Source organism: Acinetobacter sp. PW68, from assembly GCF_020982655.1.
Lineage (GTDB): Bacteria > Pseudomonadota > Gammaproteobacteria > Pseudomonadales > Moraxellaceae > Acinetobacter > Acinetobacter towneri_A.
This window is the reverse complement of record NZ_JAHZSX010000001.1, coordinates 2,144,774-2,170,069: the sequence shown is the minus strand read 5'-3', so window position 1 is coordinate 2,170,069 and position 25,296 is coordinate 2,144,774. Positions and strand designations below refer to the sequence as shown.

General features: G+C 42.4%; 25 protein-coding genes and 2 rRNA genes. 12 read left to right on the top strand and 15 right to left on the bottom strand.

The window, feature by feature from the left end:
• The first annotated feature begins 288 nt into the window (after window positions 1-288).
• Window positions 289-3,182 (top strand): 23S ribosomal RNA (locus K1T76_RS10355).
• A gap of 212 nt (window positions 3,183-3,394) precedes the next feature.
• Window positions 3,395-3,509 (top strand): 5S ribosomal RNA (rrf, locus tag K1T76_RS10350).
• A 92-nt stretch (window positions 3,510-3,601) separates the two neighbouring features.
• Here rrf and K1T76_RS10345 read toward each other — a convergent pair.
• Window positions 3,602-4,255 (bottom strand): FAD-dependent oxidoreductase, encoded by a 654-nt coding sequence (locus K1T76_RS10345; RefSeq protein ID WP_230245315.1) that lies wholly within the window; start codon window positions 4,253-4,255, stop codon window positions 3,602-3,604.
• An 811-nt stretch (window positions 4,256-5,066) separates the two neighbouring features.
• On the opposite strand from K1T76_RS10345, the gene K1T76_RS10340 reads away from it, so the two are divergent.
• From K1T76_RS10340 to K1T76_RS10330, 3 genes are all read left to right on the top strand, one after another.
• Entirely contained in the window at window positions 5,067-5,957 is an 891-nt protein-coding gene (locus K1T76_RS10340) for a hypothetical protein (RefSeq protein WP_230245314.1), read from the top strand.
• Window positions 5,958-5,990: 33 nt separating this feature from the next.
• The gene (locus K1T76_RS10335; RefSeq protein ID WP_004730370.1) at window positions 5,991-6,692 is read left to right on the top strand and encodes an IS1 family transposase; all 702 of its coding nucleotides are present in this window, start codon (window positions 5,991-5,993) and stop codon (window positions 6,690-6,692) included.
• Window positions 6,693-6,860: 168 nt separating this feature from the next.
• A complete protein-coding gene (locus tag K1T76_RS10330; protein ID WP_230245313.1) occupies window positions 6,861-10,361 on the top strand; it encodes a hypothetical protein in 3,501 nt (1,166 codons plus the stop codon).
• 157 nt (window positions 10,362-10,518) lie between these two features.
• Here K1T76_RS10330 and K1T76_RS10325 read toward each other — a convergent pair whose 3' ends face one another.
• Entirely contained in the window at window positions 10,519-10,941 is a 423-nt protein-coding gene (locus K1T76_RS10325; RefSeq protein WP_230245312.1) for a beta-lactamase hydrolase domain-containing protein, read from the bottom strand.
• Entirely contained in the window at window positions 10,934-11,269 is a 336-nt protein-coding gene (locus K1T76_RS10320; protein ID WP_019838040.1) for a TIGR01244 family sulfur transferase, read from the bottom strand. Before K1T76_RS10320 ends, K1T76_RS10325 begins: the two co-directional genes overlap by 8 nt.
• A gap of 124 nt (window positions 11,270-11,393) precedes the next feature.
• Here K1T76_RS10320 and K1T76_RS10315 point away from each other — a divergent pair, with 124 nt between their 5' ends.
• The 3 genes from K1T76_RS10315 (at window position 11,394) to K1T76_RS10305 (ending at window position 13,195) form a co-directional block, all read left to right on the top strand.
• The gene (locus K1T76_RS10315) at window positions 11,394-12,293 is read left to right on the top strand and encodes an alpha/beta hydrolase (protein ID WP_230245311.1); all 900 of its coding nucleotides are present in this window, start codon (window positions 11,394-11,396) and stop codon (window positions 12,291-12,293) included.
• On the top strand, window positions 12,290-12,721 hold the full coding sequence (trxC, locus tag K1T76_RS10310; protein WP_230245310.1) for a thioredoxin TrxC: 432 nt from the start codon (window positions 12,290-12,292) through the stop codon (window positions 12,719-12,721). Before K1T76_RS10315 ends, trxC begins: the two co-directional genes overlap by 4 nt.
• A 96-nt stretch (window positions 12,722-12,817) precedes the next feature.
• On the top strand, window positions 12,818-13,195 hold the full coding sequence (locus K1T76_RS10305; RefSeq protein WP_228748483.1) for an acyl-CoA thioesterase: 378 nt from the start codon (window positions 12,818-12,820) through the stop codon (window positions 13,193-13,195).
• 85 nt (window positions 13,196-13,280) lie between these two features.
• On the opposite strand, the gene K1T76_RS10300 is transcribed toward K1T76_RS10305, so the two are convergent.
• Window positions 13,281-13,784 (bottom strand): DUF4442 domain-containing protein, encoded by a 504-nt coding sequence (locus tag K1T76_RS10300; protein WP_096902415.1) that lies wholly within the window; start codon window positions 13,782-13,784, stop codon window positions 13,281-13,283.
• A gap of 12 nt (window positions 13,785-13,796) precedes the next feature.
• Window positions 13,797-14,285 (bottom strand): YajQ family cyclic di-GMP-binding protein, encoded by a 489-nt coding sequence (locus K1T76_RS10295; RefSeq protein WP_019838035.1) that lies wholly within the window; start codon window positions 14,283-14,285, stop codon window positions 13,797-13,799.
• Between the two features lie 92 nt (window positions 14,286-14,377).
• Between K1T76_RS10295 and K1T76_RS10290 the strand changes: the two genes are divergently transcribed.
• Entirely contained in the window at window positions 14,378-14,692 is a 315-nt protein-coding gene (locus tag K1T76_RS10290; RefSeq protein WP_004976235.1) for a rhodanese-like domain-containing protein, read from the top strand.
• A 79-nt stretch (window positions 14,693-14,771) separates the two neighbouring features.
• Here the strand turns inward: K1T76_RS10290 and mnmC are convergent, their stop codons facing one another.
• The 4 genes from mnmC to K1T76_RS10270 are packed head-to-tail and all read right to left on the bottom strand — an operon-like array spanning window position 14,772 to window position 18,124.
• Window positions 14,772-16,682 carry an FAD-dependent 5-carboxymethylaminomethyl-2-thiouridine(34) oxidoreductase MnmC gene (gene mnmC, locus K1T76_RS10285; RefSeq protein ID WP_230245309.1) on the bottom strand — a complete coding sequence of 637 codons (1,911 nt, stop codon included), beginning with the start codon at window positions 16,680-16,682 and terminating at the stop codon, window positions 14,772-14,774.
• A 37-nt stretch (window positions 16,683-16,719) separates the two neighbouring features.
• Complete coding sequence (locus tag K1T76_RS10280; protein WP_004976237.1) at window positions 16,720-17,175, bottom strand: hypothetical protein; 456 nt, start codon at window positions 17,173-17,175, stop codon at window positions 16,720-16,722.
• 5 nt (window positions 17,176-17,180) lie between these two features.
• Complete coding sequence (locus tag K1T76_RS10275) at window positions 17,181-17,483, bottom strand: YciI family protein (protein ID WP_004976238.1); 303 nt, start codon at window positions 17,481-17,483, stop codon at window positions 17,181-17,183.
• A gap of 29 nt (window positions 17,484-17,512) precedes the next feature.
• A complete protein-coding gene (locus K1T76_RS10270; protein ID WP_180006147.1) occupies window positions 17,513-18,124 on the bottom strand; it encodes a septation protein IspZ in 612 nt (203 codons plus the stop codon).
• A gap of 45 nt (window positions 18,125-18,169) precedes the next feature.
• On the opposite strand from K1T76_RS10270, the gene K1T76_RS10265 reads away from it, so the two are divergent.
• Window positions 18,170-19,024: a PHP domain-containing protein gene (locus K1T76_RS10265; protein ID WP_070153844.1), complete on the top strand. Its 855-nt coding sequence runs from the start codon at window positions 18,170-18,172 to the stop codon at window positions 19,022-19,024.
• A gap of 51 nt (window positions 19,025-19,075) precedes the next feature.
• On the opposite strand, the gene K1T76_RS10260 is transcribed toward K1T76_RS10265, so the two are convergent.
• Together K1T76_RS10260 and radC are read right to left on the bottom strand one after the other, a co-directional pair.
• A complete protein-coding gene (locus tag K1T76_RS10260) occupies window positions 19,076-19,984 on the bottom strand; it encodes a bestrophin family protein (RefSeq protein ID WP_070153846.1) in 909 nt (302 codons plus the stop codon).
• A 68-nt stretch (window positions 19,985-20,052) separates the two neighbouring features.
• Window positions 20,053-20,751 carry a RadC family protein gene (gene radC, locus K1T76_RS10255; protein ID WP_104853058.1) on the bottom strand — a complete coding sequence of 233 codons (699 nt, stop codon included), beginning with the start codon at window positions 20,749-20,751 and terminating at the stop codon, window positions 20,053-20,055.
• Window positions 20,752-20,864: 113 nt separating this feature from the next.
• Here radC and coaBC point away from each other — a divergent pair, with 113 nt between their 5' ends.
• Window positions 20,865-22,139, top strand: coding sequence for a bifunctional phosphopantothenoylcysteine decarboxylase/phosphopantothenate--cysteine ligase CoaBC (gene coaBC, locus K1T76_RS10250; protein ID WP_230245308.1), 1,275 nt, complete (start codon window positions 20,865-20,867; stop codon window positions 22,137-22,139).
• Window positions 22,140-22,220: 81 nt separating this feature from the next.
• Here the strand turns inward: coaBC and secB are convergent, their stop codons facing one another.
• The 4 genes from secB to rsgA all read right to left on the bottom strand — a co-directional run bounded on the left by secB (window position 22,221) and on the right by rsgA (window position 24,562).
• Window positions 22,221-22,679: a protein-export chaperone SecB gene (gene secB / locus K1T76_RS10245; RefSeq protein ID WP_070153851.1), complete on the bottom strand. Its 459-nt coding sequence runs from the start codon at window positions 22,677-22,679 to the stop codon at window positions 22,221-22,223.
• Between the two features lie 34 nt (window positions 22,680-22,713).
• Window positions 22,714-22,968, bottom strand: coding sequence for a glutaredoxin 3 (grxC, locus tag K1T76_RS10240; protein WP_004976247.1), 255 nt, complete (start codon window positions 22,966-22,968; stop codon window positions 22,714-22,716).
• A gap of 33 nt (window positions 22,969-23,001) precedes the next feature.
• Window positions 23,002-23,409: a rhodanese-like domain-containing protein gene (locus tag K1T76_RS10235; protein ID WP_004976250.1), complete on the bottom strand. Its 408-nt coding sequence runs from the start codon at window positions 23,407-23,409 to the stop codon at window positions 23,002-23,004.
• 94 nt (window positions 23,410-23,503) lie between these two features.
• Complete coding sequence (rsgA, locus tag K1T76_RS10230; protein WP_096902409.1) at window positions 23,504-24,562, bottom strand: small ribosomal subunit biogenesis GTPase RsgA; 1,059 nt, start codon at window positions 24,560-24,562, stop codon at window positions 23,504-23,506.
• A gap of 123 nt (window positions 24,563-24,685) precedes the next feature.
• On the opposite strand from rsgA, the gene orn reads away from it, so the two are divergent.
• Window positions 24,686-25,243 (top strand): oligoribonuclease, encoded by a 558-nt coding sequence (orn, locus tag K1T76_RS10225; protein WP_004976254.1) that lies wholly within the window; start codon window positions 24,686-24,688, stop codon window positions 25,241-25,243.
• The last annotated feature ends 53 nt before the right edge of the window (window positions 25,244-25,296 follow it).

Below are 25,296 nucleotides of genomic sequence, written 5' to 3'. Positions count from 1 at the left end.
ACGAGGATGCAGTGAATCATTAACAGATTGGCAAAAATTGAGTCTGAAATAAATTGTTCAACTCATTTCATTTAAGATTGACAGTAATGCTTCGGTGTTACGGTTTAATTACGAATTGAAATGAGCACTAGCAAATTAACTGAATCAAGCGTTTTGGTATATGAATTTAGATTGAAGCTGTACGGTGCTTAAGTGCACGAGACTTTGAACTGTAGATTAAATAGATCATTGATTTATTTAATTGTCTTAATCCTACTTGTAGGGATTAACGACTGTTTGGGGTTGTATAGTCAAGTAATTAAGTGCATGTGGTGGATGCCTTGGCAGTCAGAGGCGAAGAAAGACGTGATAGCCTGCGAAAAGCTCCGGGGAGGCGGCAAATATCCTTTGATCCGGAGATGTCTGAATGGGGGAACCCACCTACCTTAAGGTAGGTATTGCAACATGAATACATAGTGTTGCAAGGCGAACGAGGGGAAGTGAAACATCTCAGTACCCTTAGGAAAAGAAATCAATTGAGATTCCCTCAGTAGCGGCGAGCGAAAGGGGAAAAGCCCATTAAGTTATGTGTGTTTTAGTGGAATGCTCTGGGAAGTGCAACCATAGTGGGTGATAGTCCTGTACACGAAAGGGCACACATAATGATGACGAGTAGGGCGAGGCACGTGAAACCTTGTCTGAATATGGGGGGACCATCCTCCAAGGCTAAATACTCCTGACTGACCGATAGTGAACCAGTACCGTGAGGGAAAGGCGAAAAGAACCCCTGTGAGGGGAGTGAAATAGATCCTGAAACCGCATGCATACAAGCAGTGGGAGCCGACTTGTTCGGTGACTGCGTACCTTTTGTATAATGGGTCAGCGACTTATATTCAGTAGCGAGGTTAACCGAATAGGGGAGCCGTAGAGAAATCGAGTCTTAATAGGGCGTATAGTTGCTGGGTATAGACCCGAAACCGGGTGATCTATCCATGAGCAGGTTGAAGGTTGGGTAACACTAACTGGAGGACCGAACCCACTGTCGTTGAAAAGCCAGGGGATGACTTGTGGATAGGGGTGAAAGGCTAATCAAACTCGGTGATAGCTGGTTCTCCCCGAAAGCTATTTAGGTAGCGCCTCGGACGAATACCATTGGGGGTAGAGCACTGTTTCGGCTAGGGGGTCATCCCGACTTACCAAACCGATGCAAACTCCGAATACCAATGAGTACTATCCGGGAGACAGACTGCGGGTGCTAACGTCCGTAGTCAAGAGGAAAACAATCCAGACCGCCAGCTAAGGCCCCAAAATCATAGTTAAGTGGGAAACGATGTGGGAAGGCATAGACAGCTAGGAGGTTGGCTTAGAAGCAGCCACCCTTTAAAGAAAGCGTAATAGCTCACTAGTCGAGTCGGCCTGCGCGGAAGATGTAACGGGGCTAAAACTATGTGCCGAAGCTGCGGATGCATAATTTATTATGCGTGGTAGGGGAGCGTTCTGTAAGCCGAAGAAGGTGTATTGAGAAGTATGCTGGAGGTATCAGAAGTGCGAATGCTGACGTGAGTAACGACAAAACGGGTGAAAAACCCGTTCGCTGAAAGACCAAGGGTTCCAGTCCAACGTTAATCGGGGCTGGGTGAGTCGACCCCTAAGGCGAGGCCGAGAGGCGTAGTCGATGGGAAATTGGTTAATATTCCAATACTTCAGTGTAATGCGATGAGAGGACGGAGAAGGTTAAGTCAGCCTGGCGTTGGTAGTCCAGGTGAAAGGAAGTAGGCATGCATCTTAGGCAAATCCGGGGTGCTCTATGCTGAGATCTGATAGCAAGCTGTACTTGTACAGTGAAGTGGCTGATACCCTGCTTCCAGGAAAAGTCTCTAAGCTTCAGTTACACTGGAATCGTACCCGAAACCGACACAGGTGGTCAGGTCGAGTAGACCAAAGCGCTTGAGAGAACTCTGCTGAAGGAACTAGGCAAAATGGTACCGTAACTTCGGGAGAAGGTACGCTGTTGACGGTGATGGGACTTGCTCCCTGAGCGGTTGACAGCCTCAGAAACCAGGCCGCTGCAACTGTTTATTAAAAACATAGCACTCTGCAAACACGAAAGTGGACGTATAGGGTGTGATGCCTGCCCGGTGCTGGAAGGTTAATTGATGGGGTTAGCGTAAGCGAAGCTCTTGATCGAAGCCCCAGTAAACGGCGGCCGTAACTATAACGGTCCTAAGGTAGCGAAATTCCTTGTCGGGTAAGTTCCGACCTGCACGAATGGCATAATGATGGCGGCGCTGTCTCCAGCAGAGGCTCAGTGAAATCGAATTCGCCGTGAAGATGCGGTGTACCCGCGGCTAGACGGAAAGACCCCGTGAACCTTTACTGCAGCTTGACATTGAACTTTGACCTTACTTGTGTAGGATAGGTGGGAGGCTTTGAAACTTGGACGCTAGTCCGAGTGGAGCCGTCCTTGAAATACCACCCTGGTAATGTTGAGGTTCTAACTCTGTCCCGTTATCCGGGACGAGGACCATGTCTGGTGGGTAGTTTGACTGGGGCGGTCTCCTCCTAAAGAGTAACGGAGGAGTACGAAGGTGCGCTCAGCGTGGTCGGAAATCACGCGTAGAGTATAAAGGCAAAAGCGCGCTTAACTGCGAGACCCACAAGTCGAGCAGGTACGAAAGTAGGTCTTAGTGATCCGGTGGTTCTGTATGGAAGGGCCATCGCTCAACGGATAAAAGGTACTCTGGGGATAACAGGCTGATACCGCCCAAGAGTTCATATCGACGGCGGTGTTTGGCACCTCGATGTCGGCTCATCTCATCCTGGGGCTGAAGCAGGTCCCAAGGGTATGGCTGTTCGCCATTTAAAGAGGTACGCGAGCTGGGTTTAGAACGTCGTGAGACAGTTCGGTCCCTATCTACCGTGGGCGCTGGAAATTTGAGAGGATCTGCTCCTAGTACGAGAGGACCAGAGTGGACGAACCTCTGGTGTACCGGTTGTGACGCCAGTCGCATCGCCGGGTAGCTATGTTCGGAAGGGATAACCGCTGAAAGCATCTAAGCGGGAAGCCTACCTCAAGATAAGATTTCCCCGAGGCTTTATGCCTCCTAAAGAGCCGTTGAAGACTACGACGTTGATAGGTTGGATGTGGAAGCATAGCGATATGTGAAGCTGACCAATACTAATTGCTCGTGAGGCTTGACTATACAACACCCAAACAGTTGGGGTTGAATGTTCAATCGATTCAAATCCAATCAGTCAATACAGACTGACCTTGATTTAGTTAAGGCTAAACAATAAAATTCAGACCCAATAGCCAACCTGTTAATAACTCATTTGGAACAAAGTAAGGCATTACATGCAAAAGCATCAAGCAAAAGCAATGTAACTAAGACCCGAACAAGTCCATAACAGTTGTGCTGGCGACAATAGCAAGAGTGAACCACCTGATCCCTTCCCGAACTCAGAAGTGAAACCTCTTCGCGCTGATGGTAGTGTGGGGTTACCCATGTGAGAGTAAGTCATCGCCAGCTCATTATTCAAACACCCTCAACAAACGTTGGGGGTGTTTTTTTATGTCTGTATTAAATTAAAAATTATATAAATAGAAGGCAAAATAAAACCCTCAGGGGGATTTAGTCACAGGTTGAAACTTAATACAAAAGGTCAAAGGGGTCAATTTTAGAATGCCTTTGACAACTTCAATTTTTCTTAGTACCAAAGCTCGACCTCGCTTATCATAAGAAACAAAGCCTGTCGTAAATGCAATATTTTGCTCTTTCAGTTGTTTATAGTTTTGTCCTACAGATGCCATTTCAGGTGAGCTAAACACAATGCCCATGGGTGTTAATGTTTTTATATTTTCAATGTTTGGAAAGCTTAAACAATTATGCACGGCTGCACGCCCTTCATGTGCTGCTTCATGTTGAATGGGAGTATTCGTGTGTGCATCACCCACAATAAAAATAGCATGCTGTCCGAGTTGTTTGGTATGAGGATCAATTGGGAGTTGTTTGATGTTGTTGAAACTTGTATCAATATTTTCAAGTTGAAGCTGATCTAAATAGCTGCGTCTACCCGTGGCAACCAATACATAATCGGCAGTTAAGCTCTGTGTTTGTCCATCTTCTTGATATTCAATTTGCACGCCTTGTTCTGTTCTTTGTAGTTGTGTTGGCAAGGTTTCAAATTTGATATTAAATGCTTCACTGTGTGTATCTTGTGCAAAGATTTGCAGTTCTAGGCTGCTGAGTAAGCTAACTCGATTGCAATGATCCAATGCCTATGACGGTCTAAGATTGCGGTAGACTTTCTAATTCAAAGATTTGATCTGATGTAATTAAGCGTTTGTCAAAATTTTCTTTCCATGCTTGGTCATAATCAGGGTTAGACCCGGCTACAATAATAAAAGCTTTTGTCTGATATAGTTGTTCATTCACTTGAATTGTATAAGCAACTATAGCTAAATTTTAAAAACACTAGCACATGGAAACATCTGTAAAACTTCATTTCCTGTGGTTTTAGGTGTGATGATAAATTAAGTATTCAGCCATATAAAAGTCGCAAAGCCTGAAACTTCGTGATATGCATCCCAACGATCTACCGGCAAGGGCAAAACAATCACGTCATTGGCGTACGTTTGTCATGATTTGGGGTGTATCAATTTTTGCATCTACTGTTAATGTACCTTCTTATGCGTGCTGAATGTGGTTCATGTGATTGGCACAGGAGATGAAGACTTTGCTAGGCATACAGCCAACACGGGCACAGGTGGTGTTCCATGGGCTGTGATTGATGATGAGTAGGTTCTGGGTGTGTTGAATTGCTTCTTTATAGGCGCTGATAACTGCGTGCCTGCAGCAATGTTAGTGAGGTCGTACATGTTGGGTACACTTTTTTATTTTAATAGTTAATAAATATTAATGTCTAACCTTTGCATTGAAATAACTATAATTAATAGGTGATATGATGATTTAATTTGTAGTTTGGAAAATTTACGTTGAATATTTTTGTAATTTTGAGTAAATTCCGTTAAAAGCCGTAAACTATCTTGCGGATCTGTGACATTTATAAAAATGATGGGTACAAACATGACATATTTTATTAATTTAAAAAAATTAGGGGTAAAGTCTACAGTATTGGCTTCTTCTATCGCATTGGTTGCATGTGGCGGTGGAGGAAGTGATGGTTATTACAATACGGATAATAGTAGTACAACTAATCCTCCAAATAGTGGTGGAGACAATACATCAACAACAGACACGTCACAGGTAGCAACACATTTAACAAGAGATTTACAGAGTGCAAGTAGTCAGGAAATTCAATTTGCACCAGATAAGTCAAAAGTTTACTTGGCGGTTAAAGCTTTAAATGCTGACAATGGTGGTATTGCCAACAAAAATATTCGCTTATCAATTGCGACAAATGAGTTTGGTGTAAGCAGCACTAACTCTGTAGTTGCGACTGATGAAAATGGTGTAGCTAAATTTGAAATTAATGTTCCTGCGTTAGCACAAGCTGAAGGTTCAGTACAATTAACTGCTACTGTTGATGGGACTTCAGTTAGTATCCCTTACACTTTAAATATCAAGAAAAGTAGTACGATTGTCAGTGACTATAAAATCAATGTGACCCAGGGCACAGTATTAAATCTACCAAATGGCAGTGTGGATGTTATTGCGACTGTAACAGATGCTAAGGGTGGTATTAAAGCGAATCAGTCTGTTACTTTAAATATGCCTGAAGCGATGCGCGGTAAATTTATTATCACTAATGGCGCAGCAACTCAACAAACAAATGCTCAGGGTGAGGTGAAATATACACTTAAAGCGAGTAGTAATTTTTCATCAGCTGATCTTGCTACTTTTGCGGGTAAGTCTGAAACATTAAGTTTTTTGCTAGTTGATGAACATAAAGCGGAAAAAACTGCAACAGCAGATTTAACATTTAAAGACACGGTGGTGTTTCAAAAAGTATGCTGAAAAAAACAATATGGCTTTTGATAAAATAGAGTTATGAAAATAACGCTACAAATCAAATGTCCTACCTGTCTAAGTAACAATATAAAGAGAAATGGCATCAAAGTAGATGGAAAACAAAACCATCAGTGCAAAGATTGCAAACGTCAATTTATTGGTGATCATGCATTAAGCTATCAAGGGTGTAACTCAGGTATTACCGGCAAGATACTACATTTAATGGTCAGAGGAAGCGGTGTAAGAGATATTGCTGAAGTCGAGCGTATCAGCATTGGCAAGGTATTACGAACCTTAAGTGAATCGATCTATCAGATTCAGCCTAAACAAAGCCACTACGAATGTCTTGAAGTCGATGAACTTTGGACTTTTGTAGGGAATAAGCAAAATAAACAATGGCTTATTTATGCCTACCATCGAGAATCTGGAGAAATTGTTGCTTATGTTTGGGGTAAGCGGGATTTAGCAACGGTTCAACGTCTTAAAGCTAGACTTAAAAAGCTTGGGGTTCAATATGCTCGAATTGCGAGTGATCATTGGGATAGTTTTATCACAGCATTTCAATGTTGCAAGCAAGTGATCGGTAAGTTTTTTACCGTCGGTATTGAAGGTAACAATTGTAGAATTCGTCATCGAATCAGGCGTGGATTTAGGAGAAGTTGCAACTTTTCTAAAAAGCTCGAAAATCATTTTAAAGCCTTTGATTTGACTTTCTTTTACCTTAATAACGGATTTGTTTAACGCCAGCATACTTTTTGAAACACCACCAAAGACACATCTCAGATTGTCTCAACTCTTTCAGTAATTAAGCCAGATCAGGCTGTTGCTGCGAAAAGTACAACACCCGTAAAAATTCAAGTATTAGCAAAGAATGATCAACATGAGCCATTAAGTGGAAAAGAGATTCGTTTGAGCTTTACAAAGGCTGAGCTCGCGTATGGCGTTAAACTCAATAATGCGACTGCTAAAACGAATGCACAAGGTATTGCAGAATTTACGATTAGCACGGCCGATGTTACACATCCACTTGCTTTATCCGACACAGGTATTTCGTTAAGCGCAACCTATACAGATGGTATTAACCTTGCTTCTGGTAGTGTTATCGTTGATGTGGTAACAGAAAATGTAAATGCTTCGGATGCCGAAGCTATTCAGCGTTTAGAAATTGCATCCTCATATAAAGTGAATGCAAAAAATGATTCAGTTGCTGTAACTGTTAAGGCAATTAATAATAAAGGCTTAGCAGCAACTAAAGGTAAGGTTAAACTTGACTTAAATGCTGAGGCAACATCAAATGGTGTAACATTCGATGGGGCTGCGGAAAAAGATTTTGTTGATGGGTTTGCCACTTTTAATATTAAAACAAATGCCCAAACACCTGCTGCAGTAGAAGCATTGGTAAAAGCAGGAATTAAAGCTAATTTTACGACTGATAATGGTGTAAGCAATTCTATTGCTATTACAGTTGCTAATGAAGAAGTTTCTGAAGAAGCGACGCGCTATTTAGCTATAGATCCAATCACTTCTTCGACAGATCCAAAACTAGCGGTATTTGATTATACAAAAACTCAAACTTTCACAGTTAAAGTGAAGGCAGTCGGTGTTAACGGTAGTGCACTAATTGGCGAAACTGTGTCTTTGAATATTGCAGGGTCTTTAAGTGATAAACAGTTGCAAGATTTAGGCTTGAATCATACAGGTCAGTCTTCTAAACAGACAGATGCGGATGGATATGCAACTTTTATTCTTGACTACAAGGCGAATTTATCGCCTGAGCAAGCTGCTTTAGCGATTAAAGGTGTACCGTTAGTTGCGACTTCAGCAAATGGTAAGACACAAACATTGCGTTTGAACTTTAAAGCACCGACAGAGCAAGGTGTGATTGATCTTGATCACTTTACAGTTGATATGTTGGGAGATTTGACTCTAGCAGTTGGCCAAGAGCAAACATTAACTGTTGATGTCACTGCAAAAGGTACAGATGGCGAATTACTTAAAAATCAGCTGATCAGTATTGGTTTAAATGATGCAGCATTAAATAATGGTGTGAGTTACGTTTCTACACAAGCTATTCGCACAGATGTAAATGGTCATGCAAAATTTACAATTAAAGTAAAAGCGGGCAATGTAACTGAACTCACGAATCTAATTGCGAATGGTTTAACGGTAGTCGTGAAATCAACTCGTACAGATGGTTCCGCATTTACTGTTACAAAGAAAGTTGATGTTGCACAACCACCAGTCGTTTTACCAGAGCTTGCAGGTCTTGATATTGCATATGTAGGTAATATTCAAACTGTGTCAGTGCTGGGTGGTGAAGTTCGTGTTAAAATTGTTGCGAAAGATAAAGACAATGCCATTATTCCAAATACGCCAATTCAAATTGCTTTGTCTTCGTTAACTAGCTCACGTGTGTCTTTATCTTCTAACTCGGCTGTAACCAATAGCAAGGGTGAAGCAGAATTTACTGTTCGTGTGGCTGAAGGTGCGTACGATGCAAACTTGATTAAAAATGGTATCGTTTTTGCTGTAGTCGGCACAAGTTTAAATAACCCGAATGACCGTTTACAGCAAACAGGTTCAATTCAAGTTGAGATTCCAAAGGATTCTGTAAACTTACGTTTAACAGCAGATCAATCTAATTTGGAATTAGGTAAGAATTATACAGTGCAAGTAGCCGTTAAGGACGAGCTTGGAGCAAATTCAGCTTATCCTGTGAATTTGGCATTGAATACTGAAGCAATTACAGCTGGTGTGAAACTGAGTGCAGATTTAGTTTCTACGTCAGCTAATGGACAATTACCAGTAACTCTTACATTACCTAAAGATATTCCAGCTGTTGCAAAACAAGCTTTATTAGACAAGGGTATTCAGGTTAAAGGTATTATCACTAACCCTAAAGGCGAAAAGCTTGAAACTACGCTTAGCTTTACGGTAACTGAAGCGATTAACACGAATCACTTAACAATACAGAGTTCTAAAGCGAATTTAAGCACTGCGGGTGACCGTTCAATTATAACTGTTGCATTATTAGATCAAAATAACCAGCCAGTTCGTAATCAACCAGTAAGGCTGTCTGCTAATAACGCAGCTACATTAATTATTGGTACACCAGGAAGTGGGCATCAAACCAATACCAGTGAACCTCAAACAGTGATTACGGATTCAAAAGGTAATGCGTTCTTCTCGGTTGAGATTGATGGAAGTACAGTTGATGCTGATTTATTGATTGCAAGTGGAATCGAGCTAACTGCAAGTCATACTAATGAAGCAGGTACAGTATCTCAAATACACCGTTTAACAGCATTTACACCTGCACCTATTGTGACTCCAACACCTCAACCACAGCCTGCACGTTATAGTCTACGTGTTGCAGCTGCTAAACCAATCATGAATGTACGTAATGATATGACGGATGTTACCGTGACTTTGGTTGATGCTAATGGTGGTGGCATAGCTGATAAGTACGTTGAATTGGCTATTGATAATTTTGCACGTAACGGGGCAATAATTGTAGGAGCATCAGGTTTAACCACGGATGCCAACGGACAAGCCGTATTTAAAGTACAAGTGGATGAGCGTGAACGAGATGGAAATTATGATGCCGCAACATTTGCAAATGAAGATTTACGTTTAACAGCGAAATTTAAAGAAGATGGCTTTATTGATGCGACTCAAGTAACCCAAGTTGATATTGTTCAGGCGGCAGTACAAAATCCAATTGCATCAATTGTAATAGGAGTAAACCCATCGGAAGTTGGTTCATCGGATGATGGAGTTTATTACACACGTAACCTTTCTGTGAGTGTGGTAGATTTTGATGGTAAACCGCTAGCTAATCAAGAAGTTGTGATGGATATTACACCTATTACTTATCGTAAAGGTCAGTACATCTGGAGAAACTCAGTTAAACTAGGTGAAAAAACAGCTAGTGAACAATGGATTGCCGCAGGCGAACGTTATTATGATCTGACGAATCCAAATCATTATGTGCGAAATGGTTTAGTCATGCATAATAGAGGTACGCCAGCTGATGATACAGATGATGTACCTGCAAACCTAAGCACTCAGCCAATCAGTGTTTGTCCGGCAAATGCTTCAGGTGTAGCTATTACTAATCCTGAAGTTATGAATGTACCTGTAAAAGTTCCAACATTCCTAGGGCAAGGAGAAACCGCTAAATATACAACGGATAAAGATGGTAAATTCGATTTTATAATTCGTTATCCAAAAATTTATGCGAATTGGTTAAATGTTCAAATTGGTGCAGCATCTACTATCACTTCATTGCCACAAAGAACAACTTATAATTTAACTTTACCTGCTTTAACTAGCGATTATAGTTCGAATGGTACATTTGGACCTAACCTGGAAAGTCCGTATGGTGTAAATACAACAACATGCCCATAATTAAAAACTAAAAAACAGCGCTTCAGCGCTGTTTTTTTTATGGTGATTTTAATTTAAAAATTAAAGCGAAGTCCCCACACTCACACCCACAGTCGGGCGCACTTGCATCGAATTACATGCACTGAGAACCAAGACACACATCACCACCAATAAAACTTTATTCATGCAACAAACCTTGAGATTTTGCCTGATGAAATAACGCACTAGAACGAGCGCCACTACGACAAATCATCAGAATGGGTTTTGGAAGCTCATTATAATATTTAGCGAATTCAAGAATGTCTGTTTGAGAAATTTTACCGCTGTTGACAGGTTGATAAATCATACTGATCTGGGATTTTTCCGCGATATTGCGTAATTCGCTGACCTTGACCACATTGCCCATTTCTTGATCAGGGCGGTTCACAATCACAGATTTAAAACCTTGCCGCATCAACTGTGAAAATTTGGCAGCATTCATCTGACCTGCAACACTGACTTTGGTATTTAAAGTCTGAACATCGTTTTGAGCGTGACTCAGCGAGATACTGCTGCAGATCAGAATACCGCAAAACACATGTTTGAGGATGTGTTTAGTCATCCAACAAATCCATTTGTTTAGCTAACTGAAATAAGTTGTTTGAGCGGTTACCTGTACGGCAGAACATCAACACAGGTTTTGGCAATTCATTATAGTGATTGGCAAATGCACGAACATCTAACTCGGTAATTTGACCAGACACTACAGGCTGATAAACATAATCCAAACCTGCAGCACGTGCTGCTTCTTCAATTTGTGCACTAGTGGGCTGTTCAGGACCACCTTCCATATCTGGGCGGTTATTAATAATTGACTTAAAACCTTTCTCAAGAACCTGAGTTACATGCTCAGGACCAATTTGACCTGCAAAACCGACTTGTTCAGACATGGGGAACACTCCATCATTTTATTCATGACAATATGCTTTATGATAGCATTAAGCAGATTCATGAGCTGAATGTTCTGAAATATTTATAACGACGATAACGATAAAATATCGCAATGGAGCGCTTATGCATTCCTATATGGTTGAGCCTTTATATGTCAAAAGTGATCATGAGGTGATTGCTGCAGACTTTTATCGCCCTAAATCTATAGAAAAACCCGCGGTGATTCTGATGGCGCATGGTCTGGCGGCCTTGCGGCATTTTAAATTGGTGCAATACGCACAACACTTTGCTCAGGCAGGCTATGCCGTGGTGCTATTTGATTATCGCTATTGGGGCGGAAGTACAGGACGTCCACGTGAGTTGGTGTCCATAGAGGCGCAGTTAGATGACTGGCGCAGCATGATTTCACACATTGCAGAACGTAAATCGATTGATGCCAAACGTATGATTCTGTGGGGGACTTCACTAAGTGGGGGATATGTACTGAGTTTGGCCTCGCGCTTACACAATATTGCCGCAGTCATGGTACAAGTGCCTTTTGTAGATGGTGCGGAAAGTGCCAAGTTGTATCCTTTGCAGCAACTTCCGAAAGCTTTAAAAATTTCCAGTCAGGACTATATGGGAGCAAAGGTGGGGATGTCACCTAAAACACTGGCAGTGGTGGCGCAAAAAGAACTGTGTTTTTTTCCGACTGCAGACAGTTATGCAGGTTATATGTCGATTGTGAACCCCGACCATTATTGGAGTGGGGAAATTCCTGCGCGGGTATTTTTTAATTTGATACGTTATCGTCCCATTCAAGAAGTGCGGCAAATCAACATTCCTGTGTTATTTATTGCCGCACTGCGTGACAGCCTGATTCCAATTGAATCGAGTCGTGAAACCGCCACCAATATTGCACCTTATGTGCAATATGAGGAGTGGGATATACATCATTTCGATATTTATCACGGCGAATGGTTTAAAAAAGCCATTCAGACCCAATTAGAGTTTTTACAGCAACTGTTTGGAGTCAGTAAATGATTATTGTATGCCCTGAATGCGGTGCAAAAAACCGTGTACCTGAAGATAAATTATCTGCCAATCCTGCATGTGGGCAGTGTCATCAAGCGCTGATTCCGCTTGCACCCATTGAATTAAATGAGCAAAATTTCAGTAATTTTATCCAAAATAGTGATTTACCTATTTTGATTGACCTTTGGGCGGACTGGTGTGGCCCTTGTAAAATGATGGCACCACATTTTGCAACAGTCGCTAAGCAAAATCCGCAGGTGGTGTTTGCCAAAATTGATACCGAAGCCAATCCACGTTTAAGCAGCGCGTTTCATGTGCGCAGTATTCCAACACTGGTATTGATGAATAAAAGCAATGAAATTGCTAGAATAAGCGGCGCGCTACGAGCGACTGAATTACAACAATGGTTGGATCAGCATCTCAACGCCCAGTCTTAATGCACTGTTCGTGCTAATTTATTGCAAATGTCCGGAGTGAACGTGTCAGATTCTCATGCAAAACCAGAGGGAGTGCTTTCCCTACAAACAATTGCCATGCCAGCAGATACCAACTGGAGTGGAGATGTCTTTGGAGGCTGGATCGTTTCACAGATGGACTTGGCAGGTGCGATTCATGCCGAGCGTTTTAGTAAAGGACGTTGTGCCACGATTTCCATTAACCAAATGACTTTTTTGGTGCCTGTAAAAGTGGGCGATGTGATCAGTTGCTACACCAAAATTTTGAAAGTGGGCAATACTTCAATTCAAATGCAAATTGAAGTGTGGGACAGCCATGACGATTCACGTGAAGCCGTGCGTGTCACCGAAGGCGTATTTACCTTTGTTGCGGTTGATGTCAAAGGCTCAAAACGTCAGATTCCTGAAGAAGCCAAACAGAAGTTTTTAGAAGCTCAGGCTAGTCAAGCATCATAATTATCAAGCTAATCAACCATCGTAATGAAAAAATCCCAGCACAGTAGCTGGGATTTTTTTATTGGAGAAGAAACAAGTATTAGGCTTATTTCTGCTTTAAATGTGATTTTGACACCCATGCCCACAACATTTCACACTGAATCGGGGCTTCGCCTGATTCATCAATCACACTGACATTGACCAGTGTTTCGCCTTTGTCGGTGCTGTGCATGAGTTGTTGCTGTTCTGGGCTGAGTGTGGCAATGGCTGTCATTGCACCTTGAGTTGGACGTTTAAAGTCCACTTTCAGGCTTTTAATCAGCACAATGGCACTATCAGGTACATTCATAGCAGTCACAAAACCTGTAGCAGTTTCGGCAAGCAGCGCCATAGCACAGGCATGTACCTGTCCAATATGGTTTTGCATGGCTTTATGATTGGCAAGACTGACTACCACTTGCGATGGGGTTACTTCTTGATAGCGAATTTTCGCAGTGCCCACCATCGGCACGACACGACCAAAGGCTTGACTCAAAAGGCGGCTTTGAATGCCTTTCGGCAATTTTGATGTTGCTTTGACCAGTTTGTTTAAGCGATTGGTTGGTGTCATGACATCCCCAAATTAATCTTTAAAGTTGTTAAATTGCAGTGGCAGACCAAATTGTTGCTCTTTCAAGAACGCCATTACTTGTTGCAATGTGTCGCGTTTCTTGTCGGTCACACGAATTTTGTCACCTTGAATAGAAGATTGCACTTTAATGCCACTGTCTTTAATGGCTTTGTTAATTTTTTTTGCGGTATCTGAGTCAAGACCATCTTTAAGTTTGATCACTTGAATCACATTTTTACCCGATGCGGTCATTTTTTGTGGGTCAAGTGCTTGAATGTCGACTTTACGCTTATAGAAGTGATTTTCGAGCATGGTATACACTTGCTCACATTGGAAATCACTTTCAGTGGTAATTTTGATCTCTTTGTTTTTTTCATTGAGGTCGATAGAAACATCTTGACCACGAAAATCGAAACGAGTACCGATTTCTTTTTGTGTGTTTTGAACCGCATGATTCACTTCAAAAAGTTCTAATTCAGAAACAATATCGAAAGAAGGCATAATGAAGACCTTTGCAAATGGAAACAATATCTGAGATGCTAGGGATGTTTTCTTCATTTGCCAAGTGTTGTTTTACATCAAAGGAGTGCGCAATGATCCGTAAACAAGAAATTACAACATTTGAGTTCCCAGCTGACGCGATTATCTGGGATGTACGTGATGCAAGTGCTTATGCCGAAGCTCATGTTAAAGGTGCTGTGAATCAGCCAATTAACGATCTATCAGCAGAGAGCCTCACTCAGGTGTCGGCGGATCAACCCATTTACATTTTATGTGGTGGTGGTAGTAAAGCCCCACGTGCAGCGGAAAAACTAGAAGGTTTGGACAGCTCACGTGAATATGTAGTTTTAATGGGTGGTACACGTGCTGCGCGTGATGCAGGTATGCCTTTGGAACAAGGTCACTAAGTATCCTTAATATGAAGAAAGCGCCGCAAGGCGCTTTTTTGTTGGGTATCGCTTTATTTCTGTTCGCTATAAGCGAGCGTTAGGTTGAAGGCGGAAGAGCTTTAAAATACGGCTTCTTGGTTTTCACCTTTTTCTGAAAGCGTGTAGCTGCTAGTTTTTGTAGTAAATTTTTAGGTACAGGACAGGCTTCTGCTAAAACTTGTGCTGCCAGTATTTCACTGCACAACGGAGCAAATAAAAAGCCTTTGGAACCCAGTCCTGCAAAGCTGTAAATTTCCTGATCATCACGCATTTTACCAAGCAAGGGGAAATAATCTTGACTTTGGGCGCGTAGCGAAGCACGGCCTTGCCAAGTGTCTACAGGGGCTAAATTTTTGGCATAGGCAGGAAATACACTGTGGATAAGTTCGTAGTTATGCACATGGTCTTCTGCCAAGACGTCACAATCTTCCCGATTTGGATAAAACGATGCACCTAAAATCAGTTGATCAGCATTGAGCTGCATACAATAGCCGCCATAGCTATAGGCTTGTGATAATGGCAAAGCCTGATCGGTATTATTTAACCAGCTGACTTGCCCACGAATAGGTTTTAGCACAGGGTAATGCTCAAAAAAAGCACCGCTTTGCAGCGCTGCACAGACGATGACATGATCAAACACTCCAAGTTCAACATCTACGCTGTGTAAAATCAGTTGCTGTGCTGTCGTGGTGATTTGTTTAATTTGAGCTTGCTGAAACTGAATGTGTGGATGTGCAAGAATTTCATCACGAAGTTGATGTGGAGAAATCGCACCTGCTTGTAATAAATTCAAACTGGCAAAATCACATTGTGGCGTGAGTTCGGTTGCATGTTGTGTTGCTAAAATACCTTTTGGGTAGTGTGCGGCTAAACCTAGCAATTCATCGGCATGTTTAAGTGCCATTTGGTGAATCTGCAACGGACGAAATGCTTTGAATGCGGCATAGTGATTTAAAGCATATTGCCATGCCAAAGTCATTAAATGGTCGGCAGTTTGATGAACTGGACAAAGTTTTGGGTTTAACAATGCCAAGGGATTGCCTGAACCACCTGCAAGTGGCGCTGTTTGATCGTAGAGCGTGACTTGATGCCCACGTTGTGCAAATGCCCAAGCACAGCTTAAACCTGCAATTCCTGCGCCTACAATCGCAATATGGCGCTGTTTGGTGGCTGCATTGCGGTTTGTTGCCGCAATTTGTGCCATTTCAGTCTGATCTGCTGTTTGTGGCATCATGTCCGGCGCTTGCCAAACTGCTTTTAGCATTTCCCGTTTATGCCCAAAACCACGTGGGCGGGTAATCTGAATACCGTGTTGTTTTAAGCCACGTTTAAGTACGCCTGCCACACTGAATGAGGCAAAGGTCGTGCCATAGTCTGATAAGGCTACAATGGGGTTCAGTACCGTTTCCTGCCACATATCTGGGTTGCAAGAGGGGGCAAAGCCATCTAAAAACCAAGCGTTTACAGGTGTGGTTTTGGCAATTGCAGGGAATACTTCCTGTGCATCGCCTAGCCATAAATCGAGGCTAAAGCGTTCATCTGGAAAATTTAAACGATGACAGCCTGCTATGGCTGCAGGGTATTGCTGAATCAGCTGTTCAGACAGATGACTCAGTTCTGGCCAAGCGGCTAAGGCACGAATTAGATCGGCTTTGCGGAGTGGAAATTTTTCTACAGAAATGGCGTGCAAGTGACTGTGATTATTAGGACGTACCTGTTGCCACAATTGCCACAGCGCTAAAATATTTAAGCCTGTTCCAAAGCCTGTTTCACCTACGCAAAAATATTCAAAATCGTTGAGTGCTGCCAAGCGGGTGGGTAAGTCGTTGCCCTGTAAAAACACATGCCGCGTTTCGAGCAGGCCATTGTCTTTAGAGAAATACACATCACCAAACTGTTTGGAAATGGGCACATCAATGCCATCGACCAGTTGCCAATCCAGCTCGGCAGTTTGAATAGGCTGAAACAAAACAAAAGTCCTTTAAATGAAAAGGTGCGCAGTCAGATTACCATTGACGACGACGCTTGGTATAAACATAACTGGCAATTAAAAAGCCGAGCAATACGCCAACAGCGAGTGTTGCAGCACCGTATAAAAACATTTGCGCACTGCGTTCACTTTGCAGTACTTGAACTTGCACGCCTAAATTATCGTTTTTAAGTTGCAGTTCCTGATTCTGTGCCAAAGCATCGAGGTTTGCCTGTTCAAGTTGTTGCAAACGTGTGCTCTGATCTTTAATCAAGGCTTTGGTTTTAGCTTCCTGAAGGGCTTTATTTTTGGCAATTTGTTCTGCAGTCAGGGGCTTATCTTGTGCAGGAGTAACCCCATTGGCTGTTGCTACAGCTGCCGTGTTGGTCACAGCAGCAGGAGCAGGTGCAGTAGGTGTGGTTGTGGCTGGCTCAACTGCATATACAGGTGAACTGAGCAGAACAGCAACAACACTGGCAACAACGAAACGCATAGCGCTTATCCTTGAGGGAATGCTTTATTGAATGGCTTAACGTCAATGTGGCTATATACGCCTTCTTTTAAGAAAGGTTCATCTTGTAGCCAAGCATCGAGTGCTTCACGACTGTCAAAATCGACAATCATGGTGCTGCCATAAAAGCCTGCTTGTGGATTGCTTGGGTCTTTTGGCATTGCCCCCGCCACAATTAAGCGACCTTCGGCATCGAGTTGTTGCAAACGTGCAAGATGTGCAGGACGGGTCGCAAGACGTTTTTCCAGTGTACCTTCACGGTCAGTACAACTCAGAACAAATAAAGGCATAGTTACTCTCGAATATCGCAGATCAGAAATTATTCAGATGTTTTAAAGTATTTGCGCAATACAATAAACTGCACAATGATAAAGGAAAACATCACAATCATGTCACCAAAAGCAGTGAATTCGCCCCAATATTTTCCGTCCATAAATAAAAATGCAAAAAATACGTGTAGGAAAGACATGACTGCAAACATGGCTGCCCAAGTATAATTCAGGTTTTTCCAGCCAGCTTCGGTCAAGTTGAATACAGGCCCAAATAAGCGTTGAATCAGTGGTTTACGGTCTTTGCTGAACCATGGTGATAGCAAAAAAGCACCTGCAAATACAATGTTTAAAATGGCAGCTTTCAGGCGAATATAAAAGTCATCGCTTAACATTAAAGTAACGCCACCAAAAATAACGGTCATAAACAGCACAATCCATTGTTGTTTATCTAGACGGAATTTTTGCATGACAAATAATGCGCCATACACCACCAACATGGACATGATTAGACCTGTGGTTGCCACAAGAATATGATTATTATCGACACCGCCTGCAGAGCCGATGAGTTGTAATAATTGATGGTCGGTGTCTTTTGGATCTACAGTTTTGTATAAATAAAAGAAAATAATGAGGGGCACAAAGTCTAAAAGTGCTTTCATGTTAGAGTATCTAAATCTGATTAAATAAATGACATAGTATAAGTGATGCACGGCGTAGATTTACATACACACAGTAATATTTCTGATGGAACTTTGTCACCTGCAGAATTGGTGTCTGCCGCCATTCAACAGGGCATTCATACCTTGGCATTGACTGATCATGACAGCATGGATGGTGTGGCGTTGGCGCGACAAGCGGCACAGGGGCAAGATTTAAAGATTATTTCGGGAGTGGAAATATCTAGCCAATGGTCACGTCCTGCCACTCAAAAAAGCTACAGCGTGCATGTGGTGGCGCTCAATATGCAAAATCCTGCACCTTTACAGGCGCTGCTGGAACAGCAAAAACAAATTCGTGCAGAACGTGCCAAGCAAATTTGTGATTTACTGATTCCGCTTATTGGACAAGATATTTATAACGATGTGCTGCTTAAAGTTGAAGGCGTGGCAGATCGGATTACCCGCACACATATTGCCAAAACCTTACAGGAAAAAGGCATTATAACGCGTGTACAGCAAGCCTTTGATAAATATATTAAAGAAGGCAAAAAGGCTTATGTAAAATTTGACGGCGTGAGTTTAGAAGATACGATTCAGGTAATTCATGACAGTCAGGGCTTTGCCGTGTTGGCGCATCCAACTCGTTATGATTTATCTGCCACCAATATTCGTTATTTGATTGAAATTTTTGCCAAATATGGGGGCGATGCAGTGGAATTGCCGCCTAATATTGACCCTGCATCGACCCGTCAAATGGTGGATCGCATGATTGCTGAACATGGTCTAAAAGTATCTGTTGGCAGCGATTTTCATGGTGAAAATATGCCGTGGATTAAATTGGGTAATATTCCACGGGTCAAAGAAGGGCAAGTGGGGATTTGGGAAAGTTTTGTTGAGTAATTCCCTCATCCCAACCTTCGCCATAGAAAAGAGCTAGGGAGAAGTATTAAATTAAAGCAAATTATGGTCGTGTGCCTGAATTGGTGGTGGCGTTGGTTTACCCAACGTACCCAATAATTCAATTTCAATGGTTCTTACCATGGCATCTAAAGGTAAGTCATTGCTTTGCGTGCCAAAAGGTTCTTCAATTTCAGAACTGAGCGCATCCAGACCTAAAAAAGTATAAGCCAAAATACCGACCAAAAGCGGAGTCGCCAATCCGAGTGTAGACCCTAAACTAAAGGGCAACATAAAACAGAAAAAGTACACTGTTCGGTTAAGTAGGACTGAATACGCAAAAGGGAGCGGTGTGGTAGCAATACGGTCACAACCCGTGAGTACCAAACTCAGCTCTGTGACGTGTTGATTCATTTGTGTGTAAATAATATCGGAAATTTCGCCCTCTTTAAGTGCTTGCATTAACTCCCATTGAATCAAACTGAGCGTGTATTGCGGCGCATTGGCTTGTTGATACAGTTGGGTAATGGCTTGCTGACTCATGCCACTGGTTTGAATTAACTCGGTTGGATTGGCAGTTTGATGACGCAGGCGGTCGCGCAAGACATTGGCAAATACAATGACGTGCTGAATGACGCGTTCACGTCGTGCTTGACTAAGTATACGGCAGTCGCGGTCAAAGTGGCGCGCGTTGGCAATCAGCATGCCCCAAAGTTTACGTGCCTCCCACCAACGGTCATAACAGGCAGAGTTTTTAAAGCCCAAAAAAATCGACAGCACCACCCCAATTAAAGTAAAGCCAACCAAAGGCAATTCTGGAAAATGAAAATAACCAATATAAGACAAACCGCCAATAATGGTGGAGATCAACATCACCACGCCCAAAGGCGGTAAGACCTTCGGTAAAATCGTGCCCCGCCAAGAAAACAACAAATTAAATACGCTTGGTTGATCGACTATCATTTTATTAGAATCATCACAATTTTTTGATGATCTTCTGTGCTTGTGCAGGCTTTGTCAATATGCAAATTTTAAGTGTGCTCAAATTTAAGCAGTTGTTGTTCGGCAAAGGAAAAATTACCTTCACTTGAGATGATACAGTGATCGATCAAACGCAGCTCTAGCAACTGACAGGCTTGCTGAATCTGCTGCGTCAGGATTAAATCTGCACGTGAGGGATGTGGCAATCCGAAAGGATGATTGTGTGCAATCACAATCGCCGTAGCGTGTTGGCTAATTGCAAAACGCAGCAATTGATTAATAGAAATTTCACACGAATTCACTGCGCCATAAAATAACTTTTTAAAGCTGATTTTGCGTAAACAGGCATCTAGACAAAGTACCGCAAACACTTCTTGGGTTTCGCCCAAAAGTTCAAAACGCAAATACTCCATCAAACGTTTGGAGTTGCTAAGCTCTAGCGCATCTTGTTTTAAATGTTCAGCCACATAACGCCGTCCGAGTTCTTTAACTGCCATGAGCTGTGAATATTTACTGTTACCCATGCCGTGAAATTGACACAACTCGGCAATGGGTGCATCGAGTAAAGTAGTGAGATTGCCAAAATGCTGAATTAGCAATCGTGCCAACTCCACCGCAGAATGTTGTTGCGAGCCTGAGCGCAGGAAAATAGCCAGTAGTTCGGCATCAGATAAACTGGCAGCACCATTTTGAATCAGACGTTCACGTGGCCGTTCTTGTTCAGGCCAATGTTTAATAGATAAATGCATTGTTATTTGACTTTTTTATTCTAAATTTGAAACTTAAATCCCAACAGGTCTCTTGGGAATGACATTATTTAATGCTATTGTGAGCGCCACTGCAACAAAAAGGTGGCTTATTTGTGAGCTTCGATTTAAGCGTCCTCCCTCATAAAAACATTATTTTAGCTGTGACAGGTGGCATTGCGGCCTATAAAAGTGCGATTTTAGTGCGTCGTTTAAAGGATGCGGGGTTTAGTGTTCGTGTGGTCATGACCAAGGGGGCACAAGCTTTTATTACACCGCTGACCTTTCAAGCACTGTCTGGCAATCCAGTACATACCGAATTATTAGATACCGAAGCTGAAGCAGGTATGGGGCATATTGAATTGGCACGGTGGGCCGATTTAATTTTGGTTGCGCCCGCCAGTTGCGACACCTTAGCCAAATTTGCTGCAGGTCTGGCCGATGACTTGCTTAGTACTTTATATTTAGCCACTAATGCACCAGTTTGGGTTGCACCAGCCATGAATCAGCAAATGTGGGCCGCCAAAGCCACACAGCGTAATTTAACCACTTTGGTGGAAGATGGCGTGCATGTAATTATGCCCGATGCGGGCGAACAAGCCTGTGGCGATGTTGGTTTAGGGCGTATGCCAGAACCTGAAGATTTGGCGCATCAGGTGACGCAGTATTTTCATCAGGCACAGCGTGCTTTGGTGGAAAAATTTGGCATGTTGGCAGGTAAAAATGTCACCATTACGGCAGGTCCAACCCGCGAAGCTTTAGACCCTGTGCGTTATATTTCTAACCACAGTACAGGCAAAATGGGTTTTTCTTTGGCGGCAGCCTGTTATGCGGCAGGGGCAAAAGTAACGCTTATTGCAGGTCCAGTTAGCTTAGATACACCAAATGGAGTACAGCGTATTAATGTGTCTTCTGCAATTCAAATGCTAGACACTAGTTTGCAAATGCTAGAACAAGGCTGTGATATTTTCATCGCGACAGCCGCAGTGGCAGATTACCGTGTGGCAGAAATTGCTGAACACAAAATTAAAAAATCAGGCGATGAGCTGAATGTGGCCTTGGTGAAAAACCCAGATATTGTTGCGACTATTGCTCAGCAGGAAAAACGTCCATTTATGGTGGGTTTTGCGGCAGAAACTCGCAATGTAGAAGAATATGCAGCGGGTAAATTGGTGGCGAAAAAGCTAGATATGATTGCCTGCAATGATGTTTCCCGTGCCGATATTGGCTTTGCTTCAGATGAAAATGCCATGACCGTATTTTTTGCTGAAAGCTACCACATGGAAAAACGTGATTTGGAAAAAGCCTCGAAGCAAGAAATTGCACAGCAATTGGTTGAGGCGATACATGATGCTTTATATCGTGATCCATCACAGGATGATGAGTTTTAACCTTGAGCGTATATCCATAAGTTAATGACATAAAAAAACCGCTGAAATTTCAGCGGTTTTTTAGCTTAAATACAGCGTAAATTAAGCTTGGCCTTCTGCTGCAGCAGCTTGCGCACGTTGCATATTGGCTTCAAACTCGGCATCGAAGTTGATTGGGGTGAGCAATAATTGCGGGAAGCTGCCTTTGGTGACCATATCATTTACAGATTCACGTAAGAATGGGAACAAAATGTTCGGGCAGTATGCGCCCAGAATATACGGTAAACGCTCTTCTTCAACGCCATCAACTAGGAAAATACCAGCTTGGGTAACATCAACAATAAATGCAGTATCGCCACCGTTGTTGGCTTGAACCACAACTTTTAATGCCACTTCAAAGTGAGTTGGATCAATTTTTTCTGCTGAAGATGACAGGTTGATGTTCAATTCAGGCTGCCATTCTTTGGTAAATACTTGTGCCCCAGGAACTTCAAAAGAAATGTCTTTGGTATAAATACGCTCTAATGCCAATTGTGGTTGAGCTTGTTGTTCTTCACTCATGTTAAATCCTTAAGAGTTGGTTATCGTGTTATGTTTATGCCAATAATTGATCAAGCTTGCCTTCGCGATCTAACGCATATAATTGGTCAAAGCCGCCAATAAATTGGTCATTGATGAAAATTTGTGGAACGGTACGATGATTGGTACGTTGCATTAATTCAACACGTACTTCAGGCGCTTCATTCGACAAATTAATTTCTTTATAGGCAACGCCTTTACGCTCAAGGAGTTGTTTTGCACGAATGCAGTATGGACATACAGTCGTTGAATAAATAGTGACTTCAGCCATGATTGTTCTCCTTGCGAAAAATATTGGGTAAAACTATTTGCTTTTTACTAAAGGTAAACCTTGTGCTTTCCAGTTGCTAATACCGCCATCTAAACGATAGGCATCGGTATGTGCGACCTGTTGTAAAGCACTGCCTGCAACCTGACCCAAGTTACAGATAAAGACCAATGGACGATCTGAGGTTTTTAACTCTTCAACATGCTTGGTAATTTGGCTATAGGGAATATTGCGGCTACCACTGATATGACCTTCACGAAAATCTTTGGCATCACGTAAATCAATCAACATGGCATTTTTAGCTTTGACTAAAATACCCAAAGATTGTGGGGAAATTTTGCGACCATTGCGTTGACCTTCTAACACAAAGAACAACACTACCAATACAGCCAGCGTCCCAAATAAGAAGGGATGATTCCCCATAAATTCGAACCAACGTTCCACAAGTCACCTAATTACAATGTCAAAATTGTTCAAGAGTATAGCGTATAAATATGGCGATCAAAAACACCGCTTCAAGGGCAGCGCCATAATAAAATTAATTTTTTTGTTGCGCTTCGGCAATTTCATCACACAGTCTTAAATAACTGTCTAAACGACGCGATAATATTTCACCTTCTGCAGCAGCCAGTCGCAGCGCACATTGCTTTTCATGTTTATGGGTACAGTTGCGGAATTGGCAATGCCCCAGCAGGTTTTCAATTTCAGGAAAACCATTTTGAATTTTATCTTGGCTTAAGTGCCATAAACCAAATTCACGAATCCCCGGTGAGTCAATTAAGGCTGCACCATCTCCAAAGCCAATTAAGCGGGTAGAGGTTGTGGTGTGTTGTCCAAGTGCTGAGTTTTCTGAAATGATATTGGTCTTTTGCGCCGCTTCAGGCACGATGGCATTAATCAGCGAGCTTTTCCCCACACCCGATTGTCCAACAAAAGCCACCGTTTCACCTGCCAAACGTGCCGCCAAATGTTCTAAATTCGCATCGGACTGGGTTTGCATGACTTCATACCCCAAGTCTTGATATTCCTTAAGCAAGTCTAAAATCGGGTCGTTTTCTTTGAGTAAATCAGATTTGTTTAAAACCAATAAGGCGGGAATATCGGCATCGGCACAAGCAACCAAATAGCGGTCAATCAAGCCCGGTGCAGGTTCAGGCAAAGGCGCAAAAACAATCACAATCAAACTGATATTGGCGGCAACAGGTTTAACTTTGTGATAACGATCAGGTCGGGTCAATAAAGATTGGCGTGGATGAATCGCGGTAATAATTCCTAAACCTGTATTCGGATCGGCTTGCCATTTGACCCGATCTCCCGTCACCAATAATTCTAAATTGGTGCGAGTATGACAGCGCCAAATACTGCCTATTTCGATAGGTTTCCAAAACGGTTCAGGCTCACCTGCGTGCACCACAGGTTTTTCAGGATGAATTTCAGGAACAGATAAAGCCTGCACTTCTAATTGACGACCATAGTGTTGTACCACCAAGCCTTCTAAATCATGTGAAGTGTCAATGTCTGCCTGACGTGACTTGTGTTGTTTTTCAATTCGACGTTGCTGTTGTTCAGTCAATCGACGCTTACGAATTAAAGCCATTCATATCCTAAAAAACCATGAACTCAGGATGGCAAAAATAGCATGAAGCGGGGGCACAGTTACAGCCAAGAAGCAAGAAATTTGCTACTATGTTGTTTTTAAGCCGAATAAGATTGCACATTTATGAGCAGCACGCCTGATACTCGCCTCATTTGGATTGATTTGGAAATGACAGGTTTGGATACCGACAACGACCAAATTATTGAAGTGGCTACCATTGTGACCGATGATCATTTAAATATTTTGGCAGAAGGTCCTGTGCTGGCTGTGCATCAGCCCGATCGTATTTTAAATGCTATGGATGAATGGAATACACGTCAGCATGGACAATCGGGCTTAATTGAGCGTGTGCGTCGCAGCAAACTCACTGCGCAGGATGCAGAGCAGCAAACCATTGAGTTTCTAAAAAAATGGGTCAATCCTAAAACATCGCCAATGTGTGGCAACTCAATTTGCCAAGACCGCCGTTTTTTACACCGTTTAATGCCTGAATTGGAACAGTACTTCCATTATCGTAATCTGGATGTATCGTCAGTGAAAGAGTTGGCAAAGCGCTGGCGTCCAGAAATTATGAGCGGTTTGAAAAAGAATGCGTCGCATTTGGCGATGGATGATATTCGTGATTCGATTGCCGAGCTGAAATATTATCGCCAGTACTTTTTTATTATGAATCAGGACTAAAACCTTTTTCTGCGTAGGAGATGGGGCTGTAACAGTAACAGCGATCTCTTGCG

Bases quoted from the DNA above. Each gene is read 5' to 3' on its own strand.
- K1T76_RS10340 (WP_230245314.1), top strand. From the start codon at position 5,067: ATGACATATTTTATTAATTTAAAAAAATTAGGGGTAAAGTCTACAGTA.
- K1T76_RS10335 (WP_004730370.1), top strand. From the start codon at position 5,991: ATGAAAATAACGCTACAAATCAAATGTCCTACCTGTCTAAGTAACAAT.
- K1T76_RS10325 (WP_230245312.1), bottom strand. From the start codon at position 10,941: ATGACTAAACACATCCTCAAACATGTGTTTTGCGGTATTCTGATCTGC.
- K1T76_RS10320 (WP_019838040.1), bottom strand. From the start codon at position 11,269: ATGTCTGAACAAGTCGGTTTTGCAGGTCAAATTGGTCCTGAGCATGTA.
- K1T76_RS10315 (WP_230245311.1), top strand. From the start codon at position 11,394: ATGCATTCCTATATGGTTGAGCCTTTATATGTCAAAAGTGATCATGAG.
- trxC (WP_230245310.1), top strand. From the start codon at position 12,290: ATGATTATTGTATGCCCTGAATGCGGTGCAAAAAACCGTGTACCTGAA.
- K1T76_RS10305 (WP_228748483.1), top strand. From the start codon at position 12,818: ATGCCAGCAGATACCAACTGGAGTGGAGATGTCTTTGGAGGCTGGATC.
- K1T76_RS10300 (WP_096902415.1), bottom strand. From the start codon at position 13,784: ATGACACCAACCAATCGCTTAAACAAACTGGTCAAAGCAACATCAAAA.
- K1T76_RS10295 (WP_019838035.1), bottom strand. From the start codon at position 14,285: ATGCCTTCTTTCGATATTGTTTCTGAATTAGAACTTTTTGAAGTGAAT.
- K1T76_RS10290 (WP_004976235.1), top strand. From the start codon at position 14,378: ATGATCCGTAAACAAGAAATTACAACATTTGAGTTCCCAGCTGACGCG.
- K1T76_RS10280 (WP_004976237.1), bottom strand. From the start codon at position 17,175: ATGCGTTTCGTTGTTGCCAGTGTTGTTGCTGTTCTGCTCAGTTCACCT.
- K1T76_RS10275 (WP_004976238.1), bottom strand. From the start codon at position 17,483: ATGCCTTTATTTGTTCTGAGTTGTACTGACCGTGAAGGTACACTGGAA.
- K1T76_RS10270 (WP_180006147.1), bottom strand. From the start codon at position 18,124: ATGAAAGCACTTTTAGACTTTGTGCCCCTCATTATTTTCTTTTATTTA.
- K1T76_RS10265 (WP_070153844.1), top strand. From the start codon at position 18,170: ATGCACGGCGTAGATTTACATACACACAGTAATATTTCTGATGGAACT.
- K1T76_RS10260 (WP_070153846.1), bottom strand. From the start codon at position 19,984: ATGATAGTCGATCAACCAAGCGTATTTAATTTGTTGTTTTCTTGGCGG.
- radC (WP_104853058.1), bottom strand. From the start codon at position 20,751: ATGCATTTATCTATTAAACATTGGCCTGAACAAGAACGGCCACGTGAA.
- secB (WP_070153851.1), bottom strand. From the start codon at position 22,679: ATGAGTGAAGAACAACAAGCTCAACCACAATTGGCATTAGAGCGTATT.
- grxC (WP_004976247.1), bottom strand. From the start codon at position 22,968: ATGGCTGAAGTCACTATTTATTCAACGACTGTATGTCCATACTGCATT.
- rsgA (WP_096902409.1), bottom strand. From the start codon at position 24,562: ATGGCTTTAATTCGTAAGCGTCGATTGACTGAACAACAGCAACGTCGA.
- orn (WP_004976254.1), top strand. From the start codon at position 24,686: ATGAGCAGCACGCCTGATACTCGCCTCATTTGGATTGATTTGGAAATG.